General features: G+C 48.7%; 29 protein-coding genes. 3 read left to right on the plus strand and 26 right to left on the minus strand.

Annotated features, from left to right (window positions below; translation table 11 throughout):
• Positions 1-251 precede the first annotated feature (251 nt).
• From ACJJID_RS11520 to ACJJID_RS11615, 20 genes are all read right to left on the minus strand, one after another.
• The gene (locus tag ACJJID_RS11520) at positions 252-500 is read right to left on the minus strand and encodes a hypothetical protein (protein WP_444919620.1); all 249 of its coding nucleotides are present in this window, start codon (positions 498-500) and stop codon (positions 252-254) included.
• Positions 501-627: 127 nt separating this feature from the next.
• Complete coding sequence (locus tag ACJJID_RS11525) at positions 628-861, minus strand: hypothetical protein (protein ID WP_226649562.1); 234 nt, start codon at positions 859-861, stop codon at positions 628-630.
• Between the two features lie 99 nt (positions 862-960).
• Positions 961-1,599, minus strand: a complete 639-nt coding sequence (locus tag ACJJID_RS11530; RefSeq protein ID WP_444919621.1) for a hypothetical protein — start codon at positions 1,597-1,599, stop codon at positions 961-963.
• A 709-nt stretch (positions 1,600-2,308) separates the two neighbouring features.
• Positions 2,309-2,713 carry an SMI1/KNR4 family protein gene (locus ACJJID_RS11535; RefSeq protein ID WP_444919622.1) on the minus strand — a complete coding sequence of 135 codons (405 nt, stop codon included), beginning with the start codon at positions 2,711-2,713 and terminating at the stop codon, positions 2,309-2,311.
• Between the two features lie 100 nt (positions 2,714-2,813).
• The gene (locus ACJJID_RS11540) at positions 2,814-3,062 is read right to left on the minus strand and encodes a hypothetical protein (protein WP_444919620.1); all 249 of its coding nucleotides are present in this window, start codon (positions 3,060-3,062) and stop codon (positions 2,814-2,816) included.
• Between the two features lie 103 nt (positions 3,063-3,165).
• Positions 3,166-3,603: a DUF4262 domain-containing protein gene (locus ACJJID_RS11545; RefSeq protein WP_444919623.1), complete on the minus strand. Its 438-nt coding sequence runs from the start codon at positions 3,601-3,603 to the stop codon at positions 3,166-3,168.
• A 106-nt stretch (positions 3,604-3,709) separates the two neighbouring features.
• A complete protein-coding gene (locus ACJJID_RS11550; protein ID WP_444919624.1) occupies positions 3,710-4,084 on the minus strand; it encodes a hypothetical protein in 375 nt (124 codons plus the stop codon).
• A gap of 96 nt (positions 4,085-4,180) precedes the next feature.
• Positions 4,181-4,525 (minus strand): hypothetical protein, encoded by a 345-nt coding sequence (locus ACJJID_RS11555; protein WP_444919625.1) that lies wholly within the window; start codon positions 4,523-4,525, stop codon positions 4,181-4,183.
• A 557-nt stretch (positions 4,526-5,082) separates the two neighbouring features.
• Positions 5,083-5,520, minus strand: a complete 438-nt coding sequence (locus tag ACJJID_RS11560) for a hypothetical protein (RefSeq protein ID WP_444919626.1) — start codon at positions 5,518-5,520, stop codon at positions 5,083-5,085.
• Between the two features lie 95 nt (positions 5,521-5,615).
• Positions 5,616-5,921, minus strand: a complete 306-nt coding sequence (locus tag ACJJID_RS11565) for a hypothetical protein (protein WP_444919627.1) — start codon at positions 5,919-5,921, stop codon at positions 5,616-5,618.
• Between the two features lie 104 nt (positions 5,922-6,025).
• Positions 6,026-6,409 (minus strand): hypothetical protein, encoded by a 384-nt coding sequence (locus tag ACJJID_RS11570; RefSeq protein WP_444919628.1) that lies wholly within the window; start codon positions 6,407-6,409, stop codon positions 6,026-6,028.
• 36 nt (positions 6,410-6,445) lie between these two features.
• Positions 6,446-6,835 carry a hypothetical protein gene (locus tag ACJJID_RS11575; RefSeq protein WP_444919629.1) on the minus strand — a complete coding sequence of 130 codons (390 nt, stop codon included), beginning with the start codon at positions 6,833-6,835 and terminating at the stop codon, positions 6,446-6,448.
• 97 nt (positions 6,836-6,932) lie between these two features.
• Positions 6,933-7,325, minus strand: coding sequence for a hypothetical protein (locus tag ACJJID_RS11580; RefSeq protein WP_444919630.1), 393 nt, complete (start codon positions 7,323-7,325; stop codon positions 6,933-6,935).
• Between the two features lie 96 nt (positions 7,326-7,421).
• A complete protein-coding gene (locus ACJJID_RS11585) occupies positions 7,422-7,658 on the minus strand; it encodes a hypothetical protein (RefSeq protein WP_444919631.1) in 237 nt (78 codons plus the stop codon).
• A gap of 112 nt (positions 7,659-7,770) precedes the next feature.
• On the minus strand, positions 7,771-8,073 hold the full coding sequence (locus ACJJID_RS11590) for a hypothetical protein (protein ID WP_444919632.1): 303 nt from the start codon (positions 8,071-8,073) through the stop codon (positions 7,771-7,773).
• Between the two features lie 26 nt (positions 8,074-8,099).
• Entirely contained in the window at positions 8,100-8,405 is a 306-nt protein-coding gene (locus ACJJID_RS11595; protein ID WP_444919633.1) for a hypothetical protein, read from the minus strand.
• A 93-nt stretch (positions 8,406-8,498) separates the two neighbouring features.
• Entirely contained in the window at positions 8,499-8,771 is a 273-nt protein-coding gene (locus ACJJID_RS11600) for a hypothetical protein (protein ID WP_444919634.1), read from the minus strand.
• A 97-nt stretch (positions 8,772-8,868) separates the two neighbouring features.
• Positions 8,869-9,222, minus strand: a complete 354-nt coding sequence (locus ACJJID_RS11605) for a hypothetical protein (protein WP_444919635.1) — start codon at positions 9,220-9,222, stop codon at positions 8,869-8,871.
• A 123-nt stretch (positions 9,223-9,345) separates the two neighbouring features.
• Positions 9,346-9,759 (minus strand): GNAT family N-acetyltransferase, encoded by a 414-nt coding sequence (locus ACJJID_RS11610; RefSeq protein ID WP_444919636.1) that lies wholly within the window; start codon positions 9,757-9,759, stop codon positions 9,346-9,348.
• Between the two features lie 852 nt (positions 9,760-10,611).
• Positions 10,612-10,845 (minus strand): hypothetical protein, encoded by a 234-nt coding sequence (locus ACJJID_RS11615; RefSeq protein ID WP_444919637.1) that lies wholly within the window; start codon positions 10,843-10,845, stop codon positions 10,612-10,614.
• A 328-nt stretch (positions 10,846-11,173) separates the two neighbouring features.
• Between ACJJID_RS11615 and ACJJID_RS11620 the strand changes: the two genes are divergently transcribed.
• Complete coding sequence (locus tag ACJJID_RS11620) at positions 11,174-12,247, plus strand: integron integrase (protein WP_444919638.1); 1,074 nt, start codon at positions 11,174-11,176, stop codon at positions 12,245-12,247.
• A gap of 66 nt (positions 12,248-12,313) precedes the next feature.
• Here the strand turns inward: ACJJID_RS11620 and aroC are convergent, their stop codons facing one another.
• Positions 12,314-13,390 carry a chorismate synthase gene (gene aroC / locus ACJJID_RS11625; RefSeq protein ID WP_444919639.1) on the minus strand — a complete coding sequence of 359 codons (1,077 nt, stop codon included), beginning with the start codon at positions 13,388-13,390 and terminating at the stop codon, positions 12,314-12,316.
• A 177-nt stretch (positions 13,391-13,567) separates the two neighbouring features.
• On the minus strand, positions 13,568-14,491 hold the full coding sequence (gene prmB / locus ACJJID_RS11630; RefSeq protein WP_444919640.1) for a 50S ribosomal protein L3 N(5)-glutamine methyltransferase: 924 nt from the start codon (positions 14,489-14,491) through the stop codon (positions 13,568-13,570).
• A gap of 384 nt (positions 14,492-14,875) precedes the next feature.
• Here prmB and folE point away from each other — a divergent pair, with 384 nt between their 5' ends.
• Positions 14,876-15,421: a GTP cyclohydrolase I FolE gene (gene folE / locus ACJJID_RS11635; protein ID WP_444919641.1), complete on the plus strand. Its 546-nt coding sequence runs from the start codon at positions 14,876-14,878 to the stop codon at positions 15,419-15,421.
• Positions 15,422-15,483: 62 nt separating this feature from the next.
• Positions 15,484-15,828 (plus strand): 5-carboxymethyl-2-hydroxymuconate Delta-isomerase, encoded by a 345-nt coding sequence (locus ACJJID_RS11640; RefSeq protein ID WP_152454425.1) that lies wholly within the window; start codon positions 15,484-15,486, stop codon positions 15,826-15,828.
• A gap of 26 nt (positions 15,829-15,854) precedes the next feature.
• On the opposite strand, the gene ACJJID_RS11645 is transcribed toward ACJJID_RS11640, so the two are convergent.
• The 4 genes from ACJJID_RS11645 to ACJJID_RS11660 form a co-directional block, all read right to left on the minus strand.
• Positions 15,855-16,724: an alpha/beta fold hydrolase gene (locus ACJJID_RS11645; RefSeq protein WP_444919642.1), complete on the minus strand. Its 870-nt coding sequence runs from the start codon at positions 16,722-16,724 to the stop codon at positions 15,855-15,857.
• A gap of 143 nt (positions 16,725-16,867) precedes the next feature.
• A complete protein-coding gene (gene sixA / locus ACJJID_RS11650) occupies positions 16,868-17,326 on the minus strand; it encodes a phosphohistidine phosphatase SixA (RefSeq protein WP_444919643.1) in 459 nt (152 codons plus the stop codon).
• Between the two features lie 19 nt (positions 17,327-17,345).
• Positions 17,346-17,870, minus strand: a complete 525-nt coding sequence (locus ACJJID_RS11655) for a DUF4389 domain-containing protein (protein WP_444919644.1) — start codon at positions 17,868-17,870, stop codon at positions 17,346-17,348.
• Between the two features lie 12 nt (positions 17,871-17,882).
• The gene (locus ACJJID_RS11660; RefSeq protein WP_152454429.1) at positions 17,883-18,914 is read right to left on the minus strand and encodes an NAD(P)H-dependent glycerol-3-phosphate dehydrogenase; all 1,032 of its coding nucleotides are present in this window, start codon (positions 18,912-18,914) and stop codon (positions 17,883-17,885) included.
• Positions 18,915-19,133: the final 219 nt, after the last annotated feature.

A 19,133-nucleotide genomic window follows, 5' to 3' on the forward strand; every position in this document is an offset into this window, starting at 1 on the left:
ACCCCTCAAGAGGCAATTGATTCTTATTTAAATATATCTCGATTGTTTCCCTAGCCTGACTCTCCATTTCTGGAGTAAGTTCTTTAGCTTGTTTACCACAGCCTACCAATTAAAGGATACAGGTTAGAAAAATTATTTTCATTATTTATCTCAGGCCTCAAGCCCCATAACGTTCGCATTTGCGGCGGCTGGAGCGTAGCGTAAGCCGTCCGGCCGCGATAGCGGCGAACAACATGCGCTTGTTAAGTGATTTAACACCCACCATCACTACCCCCTCCATCTCCACCACCAAAATTACCAGAATCACCACTGCCAAAGTAACCGCCAGTGCTAGAGCCCTGAGTTACCCCAAACTTCACAACAAACCACAACACACTGGAAATTAGAAAGGCTGTAAATAATAACGGAGCAACTACTGAATTAAGCGAGTTTTCGGAAGTAAGATCAATCATATACCAAGTTCCAACTAAGCCGACAAAATTAATGATGAATGATTTCATTGACTATCCCTGTATCACTTAACGTTGCCAGCAAGGGCAGCCGAAGCGGAGCGTAGGCTGTCCAGCCCAGCCTCCGGCTGGGCGATCTTGCCTGGCCTGGTTATATGGCCTGCGCCGATGAATTGGTCTAACCAATATTTGGTCTCTTTGCTAGCACCGCTTTTACTAGATTGTACTGCGTTTTCCACTCATCTGAAGATTTAAAAACGATACCGCCTAACGGGGAGACTTTGTCTTCTTGCCAATCAGAAAGCTCTATCGATTCCTCACACCGCTGTAACCGACGTAGGTAAGCGAGAAGCCTCTTTGTAGAAAGAGCTTCTAACTCGCGCTGATTCAACGGCTTTACGGGTTTAAGCATTATTGTTTCCAGGCTGTATAACGCCTGGCACAACGGCGAAGCACGTAGTGCTGAGTCCGGCAGCCGTAGGCTGCGTATTGCTGCCACTTGTTATACCCATTAGATTAACTCACCTAGCCAAGGGAAAGCCACCCAGCCTAGCCATGAAAATAATACTAAGTTGAATCCTAAGCTATTGTTAAAGCTTGCATCAGTTTTATTGAGTTTGAGGACAAGAGCTAACAACCCAATGTAAATAATATTGTAAGCATACATTAAAAACGTATGAGTTTGCCCCTGATATTGAATGCCATATGTATAGCTGCTGACATTGAACGCTATTGAAAGAATGATGAATAAACCGGCTAAAAAAATTGTTGGCTTAGGTACAGAAAAAGGCGGTTTTATAAAGATTAGAGACCAAACTAGATATAAAGCTAACAGCGGAAGAATACCTATTATATAGATAGCAGCTTTAGGCAACTCAAGTGAGGAGGCAAACAGTGTTGGTATTACAACGGTAAATGAATATGGTGAATAGATTTTTGGATAGTTGGCTACCATGCTTAACATGCCAATTGCGCCAATGACTAAAGCGCCTATAAATATCTTTACTTTCTTATCCATACTTTCCTTAGAGGGTATAACGTTGCCAGCAAGGGCAACCGAAGCGAAGCGTAGGCTGTCCAGCCTAGCCTCCGGCTGGGCGAACTTGACTGGCCTAGTTAAAACTCTGCGCTGAAATTTTAAAGAATCCATAAATTAAAACACCAATAAGTACCAACCAAAACATAGGCAAACGAAAAAACCATGTTTTACCTAAAAGCCGATAGCAATCGTCGCACCATGCTCCTGTGTAGGGGACCGGACCTGGATAATGGCACATATGGCCATTAGCACCACATCGCTCACACTTTCCACAGAACCCTTCTGGCAGGCCTTGCTCTATTAGGTATTTTGGTGCCTCCTTACTATCCCAGACATCGCAATAACACCCTCTTTTCTCTGCTTTTTCTCGATAGCTCATTTCAGTTTTTAACGCCCACAGCACGGACGGCTGGAGCGTAGCGTAGGCCGTCCCGCGTAGGCCCGAAGGGCCGTAGCAGCGTGCCTGTGATTGTTATGAGTTGTCACCGGATCTCCGCACCAATCTATAAAATATTCGAATTAACCAGATAATACCGTATACCGAAAGCGAGCCGACAATAAACCAAGACAAGCCTATTTGTAGCCACGCCCCCCAATAAATTGTACCCTCACAATGAAACTCACATTGCGGATTATGCTGCCAAGCAACATATAGGCTAAGTACCGCAATAAATAAACCAAAAATGAGTGCTGGAATAAGATTGAATTTCATTATCTAACCGATGGCTCATAACGCCTCAATAACCGGCAGCGTTGTGGCGAAGCCACGCTTTTAGCTGTCCGGCGCCGTAGGCGCGAAGTTGATTGACTTGTTAAGCATTTACACATTGCTTGCTACCCATTCCTTAAACGAGGGACAAACCTCTTTGAAATGATCTTTGGGACCTACCCCTGGATCATAGTCTGTTGGATCGAATTCAATGACTCTATTAGTTCTGCTCGCAAAGTCGATACAATAGTGGATTGCACACCCAACATGGATAAATGGGATTAGTTCCGTTGGCCAAACCCAGTTTGAATCATCTGGGTCATCAGAACGAAAACTCTGATATAGACTTAAGATCGAGTCATCTAAGTCGGTTTTGTGACCGGTAACAATTCCGAGCATGCCATAATCCGGGCCAAAGCCGCCATTTCCTTTTTCTTTGTAGAGTTCAATTAAAGATATAGGGAGTTCTATCCCTGTTTTTACTTTAAACTCTTTCGCTTCCTTTTCGATGCTCATAGCTTCATCTGATGCTTAACGTTCGCATTTGCGGCGGCTGGAGCGTAGCGTAAGCCGTCCGGCCGCGATAGCGGCGAACAACATGCGCTTGTTAAGTGATTTAACACCCACCATCACTACCCCCTCCATCTCCACCACCAAAATTACCAGAATCACCACTGCCAAAGTAACCGCCAGTGCTAGAGCCCTGAGTTACCCCAAACTTCACAACAAACCACAACACACTGGAAATTAGAAAGGCTGTAAATAATAACGGAGCAACTACTGAATTAAGCGAGTTTTCGGAAGTAAGATCAATCATATACCAAGTTCCAACTAAGCCGACAAAATTAATGATGAATGATTTCATTGACTAACCCTGTATCACTTAACGCCGCGATAATCGGCTGACGCTGCGAAGCAGTGACAGTCCGGTGGAGCCCCATTGGGGCGGAACGAAATTCATCGCCTTGTTATACGATTGCAAGCGCTTCATTTTGAATAGTTAGCTCACACCCTTCTTCGGTGGGTAGAATATTAGCTTTGTCTGGCCAAAACATGACTTGTGCTCTAAAAGGCTTGCCGTAGTAGTTAACAGCCGTACCTAAATACTCTTTGTACGCGTTGCTACTAATAGGCTTGAACATAACTTTAAAATCACCACCAATAACATTACCTAGTTTTTTGTTTGGCTCCATTTTGACACCGGACTTAATGTCTTCGACAATATCAGCAAGAATCGCGTGAGCGGAATCTTTCTTGAGGCCAAATATCATAATCTCTGGATGCCCGAAGCTTTCCTCTAAACCTATGGTGTATGAAAAGTCTTGATACTCTCCATTTGGATCAAAGACAAACAGGAAGTGCCATCCATATTCTTTGATATTTCCCTGTATTTCTTCTTTGTTCATACTCTTCTCGTATAACGCCAGTAGCAACGGCGGCTGAAGCGTAGCGTAAGACGTCCAGTCAGCGCCCTTTTTGCGCTGACGATGTTGCCTACCCTCGTTAAGTGTTTTACTCCGTAGCCCATTGCCCTAAGTCCTCAACTGAATTTGGCAAACGGCCAATAAGCCACTCAGCACATGTGCCAGGCTTAAATTCTGGGTTATGGCACTCTATTACCCAAGATAGAAACTCGTCAGGGCCACCATTCATATAAGGTGGTGGAGACACCGGGTAAAAAGATGTTGGCAGACGCTCATTGACTGACATGTAGTTCAAAACATGACCAAGCTCCTGGACGATGTGCCACGCAAATTGATGGTGAATATCAATATCGAATTTCACCCACCAGCAACCATCTGCTTCTGAACCTTTTCCGATGGCACCATGTATCGCTGGAACTTTCTCAAGATACTCAATTAATTTTGTAAATGCTCTATCGTCCATAATGACACTTAACGTTGCAATAACCGGAGGCCGGAGCTGTTTATGCGCGAAGCGCATAGCGTAGGCCGTCCGGCGCGCGTCTTTTGCGCGCGTAGTTCATTGCCTTGTTAAAAATGATGCGCCCCACCAAACTACAGCACCAACTACAAAATAAAGCGAAATTTCTATTATGATATAAATTACACCGATATTTAGTCCATCCCCGAAGATTAAGTTAGCCAATGAAAACGCTATACCCACAGCACAACCAGAAATAGCCGCACTCTTAAATGGCTTAATTTTACTATTCTTTGCAGCTACGACACCTGCCAAAATTGAGCAGAGGGCTAGTAGAACCCCCATTGCGTTAATGGGCATACCATACACATTTATAAACAGTGAGAAGCTCAGCCAAAGGACAACATAGCTGATAATCCCCCAAATTATTCCTTTCATATTCATGACTTTATACTTTTAACGACCGCAATAGGGGCGACCAATGCTATGCACGTTTTGTACGAAACTGGGAGCATGGCGACCAGCACAAAGCGTGCATAGCGTTGGGCGTCCCGCGGAGGCCTGAAGGGCCGTAGCATACTGCTTGCGATTGTTATGCATTATTGCCTGCAACCAAAGTAGTAACCGCAAACCACTGCAACAATGATTGAAAATATTAAGTACGCAGGTACCAGACTATATAAATATGATGCAATGCCATTTTCGATTATGTGTACATAGGCGACCTGAACTCCCTTTAATTGCATTGGCTCGCCAGTTAGCACATTGCGCCCCTCAGATGACGCCGTTAATAAACCATAAAATACAGTACAAATTGCGCCGACCAACAAGCCGACTATGACTGACTTTGCCACTAACCCTGTCACTCTTAATTTATCTCCATTGATGCATAACGCCCAGCGCAGGCGCAGCCAGCGCGGAGTGCATTTTGTGTTAATGTTTGAGCGCCAGCGAGTAACACAAAAGGTGCGTAGCGTTGGCTGTCGTCCTGCCGCTGCTTGTTAAGCATTTACGGGCTCGATTACTGGAGGACTGAACGCTACGACGTCCAGGATTTCATTCTCGCTCCAGACTCTGTAGTGCTGTACAGGCCGCTCTTGCACTTCAACATACCATCCATGGCTGGAAAGGACATAGTTCAAGTAAGCTGAACTAGAAAGAACAGATAAAAATCCAGAACTTTTGTACACCTCTCCCGGGAAGTCCGTGGTTGCAGACTCATTTAGACACTGCCAAGCCAAAATATCTGAGAATGTCACTCTTGTTACTAAGCTGCCCTCATCTGCTAGAAGAGGGTATACATTTTCGATAGTTGAGCCGTCAATATTGGCATCTGCTTTAGGCCCACGCTTCAACTCCTGAAGGAAAATATCCAGCCCGCCAGCGTATTCAATTCTATTTAGAACCCAGCTTTGTCCATTGTCGAGTAGTGACTTCATATTTGCTTAACGCCTTGCGCACAGGCAGCCGAACCGCAGGTTTGGCTGTCCAGCCGCGAAGCGGCGACTGTGCCGCAACTTGTTAGGCATTGAATTTACTCCCGCTCTATAATTTCCACTGCCCAATCACTCCAGCTTTCTTCTCCCAAGTCGTCTACGACAGTGCCTGGATTAATAGAGCACCACCAGTCTTTAACTAAATTATATTCGCGACTTGAGAGCTTGAATGGAGGCCAGTTATCCATTCTACCATCCTGATCACAGGGGTCATTTCCCTGCATTAGAAACTGATTTAAAAAGTTGTGCGGCGGAAAATATCCGGACAACTCTACAATACCGAAAATACCATAAAGCACCTTCGAATTTTCAGTTAATACTCTCTTCGCCCTTTCAACGCCCATTTCTTAATGATGCCTAACGCCTTGCTAAGGGGCAGCCGAAACGCAGTGTAGGCTGTCCCGCGGAGGCCGCGCCTTTTGCGGCCGGAGCGTACTTGAGCAACTTGTTATAAAGCGACATTTTTACGCACGTAGTTCCATGCTGAGACTGAGCAAATAAGACCTAACCCACCATAAATGCTAAGGAAGGCAATGGACTTAAAGCTGAATTCTGTGCCCGACATACCAAAAATAATTATCGGAGTAAAAAAGCCAAAAACAAAGCCTGCCACGATATATACAGCAAAGCTAACCCAGTTTGACCAAGAATAGAATTTCCACAAGCGAATTAATGGGTAAGCCAATAATAGACAAACAACAAAAGCTATAGGGAAAGCTATTAGTCCAAAAATAGTCGCCGCTCCACCATAAGAAGGTAAGCTAACAGCTACTAGAAGCAAAGCTCCGACAAAAGCCGATTGGATACTAGATGCAATTACATGCTTCCACATACTCAAGCCTTATAACGCCCAAAGCAGCGGCGCGCGTTAGCGCGTCCAGCCCACAGGGCGTTGCTGCCTTTGCTTGTTATGTGTTTGGCTGAATGCGAAGTGATAACCAACGCATACAACGAAAATAAAACTGCCAATATTTAAGGCTTGTACATATAAAAACCAGATGATTGGGTTTTGCTCAATAGTTGGTTCGGAGTGCCCAAGGGCGATTGAATGTACGTTAGGTATTAATATGTGCGCAACCCTTGAGGCGGCAACTAATACTCCTGCGGAAAGTGAAAGCCCAGATAAAATGGAGCGTTCTCTATAGAACCACACTAATGATGCAGCAAATAGAAAGAAGGGCATAAACCAAGCGGTAAAGTCGTTAATGCCACCAAATAGCTGCCAAAAAGTTGTCGGGCTATATACATGATCTTCCATATCTATTTACACATAACGCCTGGCGCACAGGCAAAGCGCGCAGTGCTTTGTCCAGCCACACGAAGTGTGGCGATTGTGCCGCCACTTGTTAGCTGTGTTACTCATGGATGAAGTAAACATCTGTTTCTCTTCCTTCATCTACCATTGGAACCTCAATTGAAACCAGAGCTTCTAAAATAGATATGAACTCATCTTCCGATACAATTCGCCCCTGCTTTTTACTATATAAACTTCTTAGTTCTTTCCTAGAAATACTAATTTTATCAATACTCAACAGGTTCTTCTCATTCAGAAGCTCAACTAGCTTTCTAACATTTTCAGGCGGTGCTTCTGACTCTTGTACGTGCCAGATGAACTCTTGAACCTCTTCTGGGTCATCAATTTCGTAAATAACTGCTCCAGAGATACTTGTATCCGTCTCCTTCTGCCATTGAATTTCTTTGGCGCCGAGAGCACCTAGGAATTCTGTAAGAAATTGCTTTCTTCGCATGACTCTCTCGTACAGCTAACGCCCACAGCAGGGTAAGCTGTCCCGCGGAGGCCCGTAGGGCCGTAGCTTTACTGCCTGTGATTGTTAAGTGGGGAACTAGCACCCGCCATCTCCGCCACCGCCGCCACACCCACCACCATCCCCGCTAAAGTATGTGCCGCCACCAGTACGCTGATTTACACCAAATTTTACAATGAGCCAAAGAACGCTAGAAATCAGAAAAACTACAAAAATTATCGGTGCAAAAACTGAGTTGAACACACTATCCGAAGAAAGCTCTATGAATTGCCAAGAACCAAGTAGGCCAGCCAAATTGAATAGAAATGACTTCATGTGTACTCCATTACTCACTTAACGCCTACCGCAGCGGCGGACGAACCGCATAGCGGTTTGGCCGTCCGGCCCCGTAGGGGCGAACTGCCGGTACTCGTTAATGGTACGGGTTTTACTCAGCATCTGAATTGAACACCACAATACTAGGACCAGTTTTATTGATGCCTTCCTGGCTTGAAAGAAAGTGCTCGTGGTTCCAGTCCTTGCCTGATTTTTCGATTGCGGTTGCACAAGACTCAAAGAAGCTTGCCAACTCACGTAATTGCTGAGGGTCATCTGAAACCGTACATTCGTACAGTTCAAGCAATTCATCTTTCGTTTTATGTGAGTATCCGAATACTTTCACGATGCGAGTACCATTAACGTTGCCAGCAAGGGCAGCCGAAGCGGAGCGTAGGCTGTCCAGCCCAGCCACCGGCTGGTCGATCTTGCCTGGCCTGGTTATGCATTCGCCACCCCTGTCACTGTAAGATACAAAAAAAATATAGTTGCCGCCAAATATAGAGGCACCCGAATTATCCCCGCAATTCTATTTGGAACCCACTCATTTTTAGATCTTGCAATTACAAACTCTTTGAAAGATAAAAAGAAAAATATACACCCAGATAAAAAAGCTCCCCCCCTAGACTTCAAAAATGAAAAATCAAGAATATCCGGGCTAACAAACCTTATTGTTATTAATGCGAGCATGCCAAGCACCGCTATCAAAACAACAATTTCACTAACACCAAAAGCTCTCTTATTCATAATGCATAACGCCGCCAACACGGGCCGCAATGTAGCGGCGAAGCCGCGAAATGGAGGTCCAGCCAGCTTTGCTGGCGTTCGTGCTTGGCTTTGTTATGCATTTAGACGACACCAAAATGCCAATGTAAATCCACCCAGCTCGATTGACTCCCAGTCTTCTGATTCGTGAATAGGCATAGTTAATGACGACTTAATTAGCTGCTGCCCGTCATTAAGGACTTTTAACTCCAGTTCAGCAAACTCATCATGAAGTTTGTGCTTAAGCTCCAGCACCTCACTTGATTCGATTTGCTCCTGATCAGTGATATTTATCATACCTTGAATGAGCAGATTATCTTCTTCGAATAGTCCTAATTCTACTTTCACGAGCTATATCCCTGAGAGTGCATAACGCCCGCAGTTGCGGCTGGTTTGACGCGCAGTGTAAAACCAGTCCGGCAACCTGCGCTTGTTAAAGGTCGGTTCAATCTGAACCACCCGAATCAGAAAAACTACTATCATAACTAGATTCTGATACAGAAGGATCACTGCCATTCATCGAGGAAACAGCAGACTCAATTTCTTTTCTAGCCTCGATTGGGCTAAGGCTTATATCAGACTCTGAGCAATATAAATCAAACTGCTTTTTCTCTGACCACATATATATTGCGTACACTGCATGCTTGGACAATGCGGGATAGTGATTTTGCACACTGCTAGATATTTCGGTGGCAGAATATTTCCTCTTATTACCCCAGTCATCAGACAATTTACGCCTCAAATCTCTTTTAAAGACCTGTATGGCCTTACGCTTGCCTCTCGATTTGAACAACCACATTGCTAAGACCCTTTAACGCCGCGCTCAGGGGCGGCTAACTTTGGGCGCTTGATTGCGCAATAATGGGAGTGAAGCGACCGCGCAATAAAGTGCACAAAGTTATCCGTCCCCTGCAGCGCTTGGTTATACGCAGTTACTGCGCGCTAGCTCCAAAATCTCTATGTGGTTTACTTTGAAACCCAAGCCCTCATAGAAACCATGAGCATCTTCAGTCCTAAGCCGAAACGTGGAAACATATTGAAGCTCCTGAGATTGCAACATGAACTGCATTATTTTCTTTCCGAATCCTTTACCTTGGTGCTCAGGAACGATAAAAACATCCATAATATAGGCAAATGTTTGATAATCAGTGACAACTCTGGCGAATCCTATTTGCGATTTTTTAAAAAATAATCCTACGCAAAATGAGTTTTCTATAGAGCGAACTACCTCTTCTCTATTTCTGCCGAGCGCCCAATATGAGTTAGATAAAAAGCTCGAAACCAAATCTAAGTCTAAATCACTCTTTTCTTTGCTAAAGAATAGCTCGTCATCCATGGTGATTTGGTACTCCTTGCGTATAACGTTGCCAGCAAGGGCAGCCGAAGCAAGGCGTAGGCTGTCCAGCCCAGCCTCCGGCTGGGCGATCTTGCCTGGCCTGGTTATAGCTGGCGCGCACTGAACAACCTACTTGCTCTTTGCCAGCCACCTTTGGCTGGCCACTGCCCGATAAATTTGCAAGAGAAAATACCATACTTTCCCCACCAATTAACTACCTGACTGGCACTCCACAATGAGGCAGCTGGCTTGCAGAACTTGTTGGCTTTAAACGAAGGCACTTGAACGAAACTGCGGTGCCAGTTTGCAGGGAAACCCTCTGGAGAAATGTGCTCAGGAAGAGATTGGTGCTTGCAGCCACTTCAAACTACCTAAAAAATGACCGCCACAATAACGTTGCCAGCAAGGGCAGCCGAAGCGGAGCGTAGGCTGTCCAGCCCAGCCACCGGCTGGGCGATCTTGCCTGGCCTGGTTATAGCTGGCGCGCACTGAACGACCTACATGCTCTCTGCCAGCCACCTTTGGCTGGCCACTGCCCGAAAAATTTACTGGGAAAAATACCATACTTTCCCCACCAGTTAACTAACTGACTGGCACTCCACAATGCTGCAACTAGCTTGCAGAACTTGTTGACTTAAAACGAAGGCACTTGAACGGAACTACGGTGCCAACTTGCAGGAAAACTCTCTGGGGAAATGTGCTCAGGAAGAGATTGGTGCTTGCAGCAACTACAAACTACCTAAAAATTGACCGCCACAATAACGCCTACCGCAGCGGCGGACGAACCGCGTAGCGGTTTGGCCGTCCGGCCCCGTAGGGGCGAACTGCCGGTACTTGTTAATGGTACGGGTTTTACTCAGCATCTGAATTGAACACCACAATACTAGGACCAGTTTTATTGATGCCTTCCTGGCTTGAAAGAAAGTGCTCGTGGTTCCAGTCCTTGCCTGATTTTTCGATTGCGGCTGCACAAGACTCAAAGAAGCTTGCCAACTCACGTAATTGCTGAGGGTCAGCTGAAACCGTACATTCGTACAGTTCAAGCAATTCATCTTTCGTTTTATGTGAGTATCCGAATACTTTCACGATGCGAATACCATTAACAGTGTATTCAAAAGCAGCTGCATTATATCACCCTGCAACATATTCCCAGATCAAAAAACCACCAAAGACCTAAAAAATATTCACAAATCAAATAGTTAGCTATCGCTGACATAGAAATACTCAAGTGGATATATTGCAGCTGCAATATATCTTGTTATTTTGTTGCTTTTGATCACAGATGTAAATCGTTCTAAATCAAGGAGTTAACTCTTATATTACCGTGGATATGTGCAGCTGCTTTTGATCTTGGTTATTGACAGCACAGAAAAACAATAAATACTGTATATAAAAACAGTGCAAAGAAAGCGTCATGGATGATATTCGCCCTAAGCTACCTTCTAAACCTGAACGTTTTATGGATATTTTACGTCAGCACATTCGCAAGCAGGGACTACCGTACCGAACGGAGCAAACTTACACGCACTGGATAAAGCGATTTATTCACTTTAATCGATTGAAGCACCCTGCAGGTATGGGCCCGGCTGAGGTTGAGGAGTTTCTGACTCACCTTGCTGTTCAGGGACTTTGCGCATCCAATACGCAAAGAGTGGCTTTGAACGCTATCGCCTATCTCTACAAACAGTTTTTAGGTAAGGAAATTCCAGACTTGGATTTTAAGCTTGCCAAGAAGCAACGACGGCTGCCTGTTGTTTATAGTCGTGAGGAAGTAGCCGCGGTTCTTAGTCATTTACAGGGAGTCTTCAGATTACAGATAGAGCTGATGTATGGCTCTGGGCTCCGTAGTGCCGAGCTACTATCTCTACGAATAAAAGATGTGGACTTTGGCAGTAATAATATTTTTGTCCGCGGCGGAAAAGGAAATAAGGATCGAACTACCCTTCTTCCGCAGGGAGTAATCCCAGATCTAGAACGTCAAGTTCGGCGTGTATCTCTTCTTCATCAGCAGGATTTACTGGCCGGCTACGGTTTGGTTTACCTCCCGGATGCACTCGACCGAAAATACCCTAATGCTGCCAAACAACTCGCTTGGCAATACTTGTTTCCTGCAACCTCTATTAGTAAGTGCCCTCGATCAGGTATCTACCGAAGACACCATATGCACTCGTCCACATTGACACGTCAAGTAAGTACCGCTGTAGGTAAGGATGGAATCAACAAACCAGCACGCTGCCATGCCTTTCGGCATAGCTTTGCCACACATTTACTCGAAGCAGGTTACGATCTGCGTACTATCCAGGAATTATTAGGGCACTCTGACATCAGCACTACTGAGATTTATACCCATGTAGTAAATCGTGGTGATAAAGCGGTTTTAAGCCCTTTTGATCGCCTTCGTAGTATTCACAAAGTTGAGGAAACTTGCCCTGGATATGTGGCTGAGATTACTGAGTTGCAAGAGCAACGTCTTCAGGCCGTGCTGTAATTTGGAGGATAATGGATACCGGCTTTCGCCGGTACCTTGTTAGAAAGACTGCTGTTTAGTGGCAAATCAGCCGGGAGTCACATCTCCATTCTGGCCCCGGTGGCGTAGAGTGTGGTCCATTAACACAAGAGCCATCATTGCTTCAGCAATTGGCGTCGCACGAATACCTACACAGGGGTCGTGGCGACCTTTGGTAACCACCTCAATAGCATTGCCGGAGCGATCGATACTTCGGCCGGGGATGCGCAAGCTGGAAGTGGGTTTCAGGGCAATATGGGCAACGATATCCTGGCCACTGGAAATACCGCCGAGGATGCCGCCGGCATTATTGGAGAGAAAACCCTCTTCAGGAGTAATCTCATCGCGATGTTCAGTCCCCTTTTGCTCCACACAGTCAAAGCCAGCTCCAATTTCTACCCCTTTTACTGCGTTGATGCTCATCAGGCCGTGAGCCAGGTCTGCATCCAGGCGATCAAAAATCGGTTCGCCCAGCCCGGCGGGGACGCCACTGGCATGTACTGAGATGCGCGCGCCGATGGAGTCACCCTCTTTGATCAAGGCCTGCATATAGGCTTCCATTTCGGGTACTTTTTCGGCATCGGGGCAGAAGAATGGGTTCTGCTCGACTTGCTCCCAATCTAATTTTTGTACCCTAATCGGTCCCAACTGGGACAGGTAACCGCGCACTTCGATACCGTATTTCTGTTTTAGCCATTTTTTGGCAATAGCCCCGGCCGCAACACGCATGGCGGTCTCCCGCGCAGAGGAGCGGCCGCCACCGCGGTAGTCGCGGATACCGTATTTTTGCCAGTAGGTGTAATCGGCGTGCGCCGGGCGTACCTGCTCGGCGATATTGCCATAGTCCTTGGAGCGCTGATCGGTATTTTCAATCAACAGGCCGATAGGTGTACCGGTGGTTTTTCCTTCAAAAACACCAGAGAGAATTTTCACCTGGTCCGGTTCACGGCGCTGGGTGGTATAGCGGGAAGTCCCTGGCTTTCGGCGGTCCAGCTCCAACTGGATCTCCTCCTCACTGATTTCCAACCCTGGAGGGCAGCCATCAACAATACAGCCCAAGGCTGGGCCATGGCTTTCGCCAAAGGTGGTGACGCAGAACAGCTTGCCAAAGGTATTGCCCGACATATGCGACTTTTCCAGATAACAGTTGGTGAATTAACAGCGGTTGGCTTTGTGAAGAACCGCACATTATAAAGGATCTCGTTGGCGCGCGCGGAGTTCATGGCAAAAAGCACAATTGCTGCAGGTATGTGTCCCTCACAGAAAGCCCGACAATACTATTTGCCGGGCTCACAAAAAGAATTACTCTTTTTCAAAGTGGCTTTGGTAGGCGAGCAACTCTTCGCGACTAATGACAAATACCCCGTGGCCACCGTCCTCAAACTCAGGCCACATAAATGGCACTTCCGGGAAGGCTTGCTCCAGAGCTTCCCAGCTGTTGCCCACCTCACAGACCAGCAGACCTTCCGGCTGTAGGTGATTGGCGGCCTCGCACAACAGACGGCGAGTGAAATCGAGGCCGTCTTCACCCGAACCCAGGGCAATTTCCGGCTCAGCCAGGTACTCTTTCGGCATCTCTGCTAAATCGCAGGCGTCCACATAGGGGGGATTGCAAACGATCAGCTCATAACTCATACCCTGCAAACCACCGAAAAGATCCGACTGCACGGCCCGCACACGCTCGTTGAGTTCGTGACGGTTGATATTAATCTGCGCCACCTCAATGGCACCTTCTGAAATATCGCTCAGGTCCACTCTGGCCTCAGGGAAAGCCTCTGCACAGGCGATACCGATACAACCACTGCCACAACAGAGGTCGAGGATTGCCAGCGGCTCCACATTGAGCCAGGGCTCGAAATTGTGGCGGATCATTTCGCCTATGGGAGAGCGCGGCACCAGCACTCGCTCATCCACATAAAAAGTCATATCGCAGAAGTGCGCTTCATTGGTTAAATAAGCCGCCGGCAAACGCTCGGTAAAGCGCCGCTCAAGGAGCGTGAGTACGTCCCGCCGCTCCTCCATGGTCAAGCGCGCATGCAGGATTTCCTGCTTGCTATAGGGCGGTAAGTACAGCGCGTGGGTTACCAGCAATACCGCCTCATCCCAGGCATTGTCTGTGCCGTGACCATACCAGAGGCCTGCTTCGCTAAAACGGCTGGCTCCCCAGCGGATATAGTCCAAAACCGTGGTCAGCTCATGCAAGCTGGATTCACGCCTCTCTATCATTGAATCTATCCTTAAGTACTATGTATCTCATCAGGGCCTATTGTCACTAATTGGGTAGCCTCTGTTGTGGCTATAGAAGCGCCAATCAAGGCACGAGGAGTGTAGTTTGGTTGTTCCAAATAAGCGACGAGTAACACTGAGTGGCGCTTTTATAGCTGCAACCCGAAGGGCCTAGGCCATTTTCCGCCCAACTGCATTATCGGTCGTTTATGTAGAGTGATTAGGTTTCACCCCTTTTGCCTTCCCGAGCTAACAATGGCCTCTGGCAGAAGCTATCAAATTGGTGTCAGTAAGCCCCTAGGTCCGCGCGGATCTTTACTCTCGGGTTACAAACGCTTAGGGTAGCGCACCCGCCCCTCGGGCTGAGATGTTGGAAAGAGCAGCATGAACGAACACTACGCACGAATTATTGAAGCAATCGGCGAAGATCTGCAACGCCCAGGGCTCAAAGATACCCCTGAGCGCGCCGCAAAGGCCATGGAATACTTGACCCGCGGTTATCAGCAGACCGTTAAGGAAGTGGTCAGCGACGCCCTCTTCCCCAGTGACTGCACCGACATGGTATTGGTCAAGGATATCGAACTCTACTCCCTATGTGAGCACCATATGCTGCCGTTTATCGGTCGCGCTCATGTGGCCTATATCCCCCAGGGCAAAGTACTGGGCCTGTCCAAGGTAGCGCGTATTGTCGATATGTACGCACGCCGCCTGCAGATTCAAGAGCAGCTGACTACCCAGGTTGCCAAGACCCTGCAAACTGTCACTAATGCTGCCGGCGTCGGCGTCATTATTGAAGCGAAGCACATGTGCATGATGATGCGCGGTGTGGAAAAGCAAAACTCCGTGATGAAGACCTCGGCAATGCTGGGCACCTTCCGCGAGAACCAGGCCACACGCAACGAATTTCTTTCCCTGATTAGCCGCCCCTAAGGCTGCCAGCCAGAACAGCGCGGCCCCTACTGGGGTCGCCCGTATTCACGGAGTGAATTACCATGCCCCACCTGGTTATTGAGTACGCTAAAAACCTGGAAGATCGGATTTCTGTCGCTGCCCTGATCAGCTCGGCCCAAGAGGCGATGCACAGCTCCGGCTTGTTCGCCTCGCACACCATTAAGACCCGCGCCAAGGCTTATGACCAGTTTATAGCCGGTGAGCATGGCGATAGTTTTATCCACGCTGAAATTCGCCTGTTGGCAGGCCGCGATAAGCGGGAGCGGGAAGCACTGAGTTCCGCGGTGTTTAACTGCCTGTGCCAGTTTGCCGATGGAGTGCCAGCTGTATCGGTGGAAGTTCGTGAAATGGACCCCAGCTGTTACTCCAAACGTGTGCCTTTCTAAGGCCTAGGGACTAGGAGCTGTTGACACTAGTCAGCCTCACCACGCAGGAAAGGCCCAAACCATTCGGCTATGGCCTCGGCGCCGTCCTCCATATGCAAATGGTGGCCGCCAGGTATTTCCCTGGCCTCGATATTTTTATAACTCTCCAATACCGGGCGCAGCCGCTCAATCATATTGGCAATCCCCTCCTCCGCCAGTACCAAGTGCACCGGCATGCTAAGGCGCGACAGAAAAGCACGCACCTGCGCCTCGTTCAATTTGGCTGAGGATGCGGCCATCAGGCGCGGGTCATTGCTCCAGGTAAAGCCGCCCTCGAGCGGCAGGGTTCCCCGCTCGGCCAAAGCGCGCGCCGCCCATTCGGACAGGGGGAACATGCCGTTCATACGCGCTTCTACCGCCGCCTCAAAAGTGGGGTAGACCTTCGCCCTGCGCTGACTGTAGCGGGCACGCTGGGCGATGGCCTTAGCGAGAATGTCCGGTGCCTCGCTATCTTTCGAGGCAGGAGGTACCAGACCATCGATCAGGGCCAGGCGTTTGATGCGCTTGGGGAAAGTGCCTGCCGTTATCACACTGGCAATAGCACCGCGGGAATGGGCCAACAAGGAGAAATTGCGCCAGCCCAGGGCTTCGGAGACACCAATAATGTCCTCGGCCTCCTCCCAAATATTGTAATTGGCGTGAGGAGAGCGATGATAGCTGCGCCCATGGCCGGCCATATCCATGGCGACCAAATTAATACCCTCTAGCAGCGGCGCCAAACGGTCAAAGCTGGCGCAATTATCCAGCCAGCCATGCAGGGCTAATACCGGCTCCCCTGTGCCATCCCCCCACTGCCTCGCGGCAATGGTCTTACTGTCGAATTTCAGGCTGATTTCGCGGGGGGCGGCTTGCTTCATGCGCGCTGATTCCAGGAGAAAACTAAGAATAAAGAAACAGATGGTGCAGGCCCTGGGGCCTGCGGGCAATGACAGTTAACGCCAGCCATGTGGGGATTTGGGTGCAATAGGCCGACCAAGAGAGAAACCGGCGCGGAAAACAGTTAGCCAGCGTGCTGTAACCACTGCAGTTCGGCACAACCATTGGCCCACACTTCCGAGCTCACGCAAGCGAGACTGGAGGTGCCCATGGGGTGTTGGTTGCCACTGCCACAGAGGTCATTCAGCAAGCTGCCCACCAGCGGCTGGTGACTCACCAGAAGAAGGGGAAAGCTATCGGCCTGCTGCTCTTGAAGCCTGTCGAGCAGCTGCTGTGGGTCGGTATCGCCAATCAGCAGAGGCTCGGTGACAACCGGTAGCCCCAGGTGAGCGGCGACAATATCGGCGGTTTGCTGGGTGCGCACAAAAGGGCTCGCCCAGATGGCGCGCACCGAAGACAACTCCTCAGCGCGCTCTTTGCATACCTGCGCCACCTGCTTTCGGCCGCGCTCAGTAAGCGCGCGGTCGGCATCGTTACCGTACATGGGCTCGGCCTTGCCGTGGCGCAGGATAAACAGTTCCATGGATTTTGCCTTAGCCCCTTTAGTGTTTGTCACCGCGCTTGTCAAACTCGCCCTTCTGATCATTGAGAGGTGCGGTAGATTCTTCCGCGCTCTCTTCTACCAGCTCAGGCTTATTATCATCGCTCCCGAGGATAATCGCCTCTTCGGCCTCTTCTTCCTTTTTTGGCTCGGGCTCAGTTTTTTTTGCGGGCTCTTTATCATCCTCGGAAGCCACAACCTCAGCATTAACCTCTTGCGCCCCCTCGTAACCGGACAAATCATCCACCTCGGATTCCGGCCATTCGGCAAAGGGGAAAGGCTTTTCTTCAGAGTTGTAAATCAGAAACTGTATCGCCTGATAAATATAGGAGGCGAGTTGATCGCCAAAGCGGCGCAAATTGTCGTTGGCACTGCCGCCGATAATCGAAAACAGGAACTGCAGTACAACCACCGCCAGCAGCACCCAACTAGCAATCTGTAAGCAAATTGCGAACAGCACCATGTAGATCAGCCGCACCCACTGGTTGCCAGAAGTCAGGTTGCGTTTTAAGTCATCATTTTTCATAAGGGGCTTCCATCAAGGCTTGGCCGAGTAGGCCACATCGAAAGTTTGTGCGCCCGACATTAAATTACGAATTACCTCTGGAATCGGTCGCTCTTCAAATAATATGGCGTGAATTGCGGAAACCAAGGGCATATAGACGCCCATTTCATCCGCTTTCTTTTTAATCAGACGAACCGTATTCACCCCTTCGGCAACCTGACCGATTTCCGCGACAGCACGATCCAAAGGCTTGCCCTTGCCCACCAGATAGCCTACCCGATAATTGCGGCTGAGGTCGGAGGAGCAGGTCAGGATTAAATCGCCAACGCCGGCTAGGCCGATAAACGTCATAGGGTCTGCCCCCATAGCCTCGGCAAAGCGCATCATCTCTGCGAGAGAACGGGTAATCAGCAGGCTGATGGTATTTTGCCCGCGGTCCAGGGCCGCCGCCATACCGGTGACAATGGCATAAATATTTTTCAGTGCGCCCGCCAGTTCCACGCCAAACACATCGTTACTGGAGTAGACACGGAAGGTTTCAGAGTGCAGTGCGGACTGGATATCCTTGCACAGGGCCTCATCTTCACTGGCAACCACGGTTGCGGTGTAGTGCCCAGCGACGATTTCCTTGGCGAAGTTGGGCCCGCTCAGCACCCCCACGCGCATCCCCTGGGTCTCTTCGCGCAGGATATCGCTCATCAAGTGGAAACTGTCATGCTCAATCCCCTTGGTGGTGGAGATCAACATGGTGCCCGGTTTCAACAGCGGGGCTACACGGCGCACCACTTCACGGAAAGACTTACTGGGGATAGCGACAAAGACAATGTTGCAACCCTGCACGACTTCTTGCAGGTCACTGCTGATGCAAAGCTCGGGATGCAGAGCCACTCCGGGCAAATATTTGCTGTTCTCACGGGTTTCCCGACAGGCTTCCGCACTCTTCGAATCCCGCATCCACTGGCGGGTATCGTGACCATTACCCGCGACAATGTTGGCAATAGCCGTACCGAAACTACCGCCGCCCAATACAGCGATGGAGAGAGGGTTGGAAGTTTCCTTTTGCATATTGATACCGATAAAGCTTCTCGAGGGCAGGGATTATAGAGCTATGACCCGCTCAGCCCAAAGGGTTCAACTTTCAGGATCTTGCGCGTAAAGTTACAAAATAACACGCCAAAAACGGAAAACGGCCCCAGCGGGGCAAGCTGCCGGTTCCACAACCGGGCTGTTCCACTGGGGCCGTAGAAATAAGGCGCGGGAGCTTCAGGAAGAAACCACCGCGCC

The sequence above is a fragment of the Microbulbifer sp. CnH-101-G genome, from assembly GCF_052466775.1.

Coding starts and splice junctions, on each gene's coding strand:
- ACJJID_RS11520 (WP_444919620.1), bottom strand. CDS start 500: ATGAAATCATTCATCATTAATTTTGTCGGCTTAGTTGGAACTTGGTAT.
- ACJJID_RS11525 (WP_226649562.1), bottom strand. CDS start 861: ATGCTTAAACCCGTAAAGCCGTTGAATCAGCGCGAGTTAGAAGCTCTT.
- ACJJID_RS11530 (WP_444919621.1), bottom strand. CDS start 1,599: ATGGATTCTTTAAAATTTCAGCGCAGAGTTTTAACTAGGCCAGTCAAG.
- ACJJID_RS11535 (WP_444919622.1), bottom strand. CDS start 2,713: ATGAGCATCGAAAAGGAAGCGAAAGAGTTTAAAGTAAAAACAGGGATA.
- ACJJID_RS11540 (WP_444919620.1), bottom strand. CDS start 3,062: ATGAAATCATTCATCATTAATTTTGTCGGCTTAGTTGGAACTTGGTAT.
- ACJJID_RS11545 (WP_444919623.1), bottom strand. CDS start 3,603: ATGAACAAAGAAGAAATACAGGGAAATATCAAAGAATATGGATGGCAC.
- ACJJID_RS11550 (WP_444919624.1), bottom strand. CDS start 4,084: ATGGACGATAGAGCATTTACAAAATTAATTGAGTATCTTGAGAAAGTT.
- ACJJID_RS11555 (WP_444919625.1), bottom strand. CDS start 4,525: ATGAATATGAAAGGAATAATTTGGGGGATTATCAGCTATGTTGTCCTT.
- ACJJID_RS11560 (WP_444919626.1), bottom strand. CDS start 5,520: ATGAAGTCACTACTCGACAATGGACAAAGCTGGGTTCTAAATAGAATT.
- ACJJID_RS11565 (WP_444919627.1), bottom strand. CDS start 5,921: ATGGGCGTTGAAAGGGCGAAGAGAGTATTAACTGAAAATTCGAAGGTG.
- ACJJID_RS11570 (WP_444919628.1), bottom strand. CDS start 6,409: ATGTGGAAGCATGTAATTGCATCTAGTATCCAATCGGCTTTTGTCGGA.
- ACJJID_RS11575 (WP_444919629.1), bottom strand. CDS start 6,835: ATGGAAGATCATGTATATAGCCCGACAACTTTTTGGCAGCTATTTGGT.
- ACJJID_RS11580 (WP_444919630.1), bottom strand. CDS start 7,325: ATGCGAAGAAAGCAATTTCTTACAGAATTCCTAGGTGCTCTCGGCGCC.
- ACJJID_RS11585 (WP_444919631.1), bottom strand. CDS start 7,658: ATGAAGTCATTTCTATTCAATTTGGCTGGCCTACTTGGTTCTTGGCAA.
- ACJJID_RS11595 (WP_444919633.1), bottom strand. CDS start 8,405: ATGAATAAGAGAGCTTTTGGTGTTAGTGAAATTGTTGTTTTGATAGCG.
- ACJJID_RS11605 (WP_444919635.1), bottom strand. CDS start 9,222: ATGTGGTTGTTCAAATCGAGAGGCAAGCGTAAGGCCATACAGGTCTTT.
- ACJJID_RS11610 (WP_444919636.1), bottom strand. CDS start 9,759: ATGGATGACGAGCTATTCTTTAGCAAAGAAAAGAGTGATTTAGACTTA.
- ACJJID_RS11620 (WP_444919638.1), top strand. CDS start 11,174: ATGGATGATATTCGCCCTAAGCTACCTTCTAAACCTGAACGTTTTATG.
- aroC (WP_444919639.1), bottom strand. CDS start 13,390: ATGTCGGGCAATACCTTTGGCAAGCTGTTCTGCGTCACCACCTTTGGC.
- prmB (WP_444919640.1), bottom strand. CDS start 14,491: ATGATAGAGAGGCGTGAATCCAGCTTGCATGAGCTGACCACGGTTTTG.
- folE (WP_444919641.1), top strand. CDS start 14,876: ATGAACGAACACTACGCACGAATTATTGAAGCAATCGGCGAAGATCTG.
- ACJJID_RS11640 (WP_152454425.1), top strand. CDS start 15,484: ATGCCCCACCTGGTTATTGAGTACGCTAAAAACCTGGAAGATCGGATT.
- ACJJID_RS11645 (WP_444919642.1), bottom strand. CDS start 16,724: ATGAAGCAAGCCGCCCCCCGCGAAATCAGCCTGAAATTCGACAGTAAG.
- sixA (WP_444919643.1), bottom strand. CDS start 17,326: ATGGAACTGTTTATCCTGCGCCACGGCAAGGCCGAGCCCATGTACGGT.
- ACJJID_RS11655 (WP_444919644.1), bottom strand. CDS start 17,870: ATGAAAAATGATGACTTAAAACGCAACCTGACTTCTGGCAACCAGTGG.
- ACJJID_RS11660 (WP_152454429.1), bottom strand. CDS start 18,914: ATGCAAAAGGAAACTTCCAACCCTCTCTCCATCGCTGTATTGGGCGGC.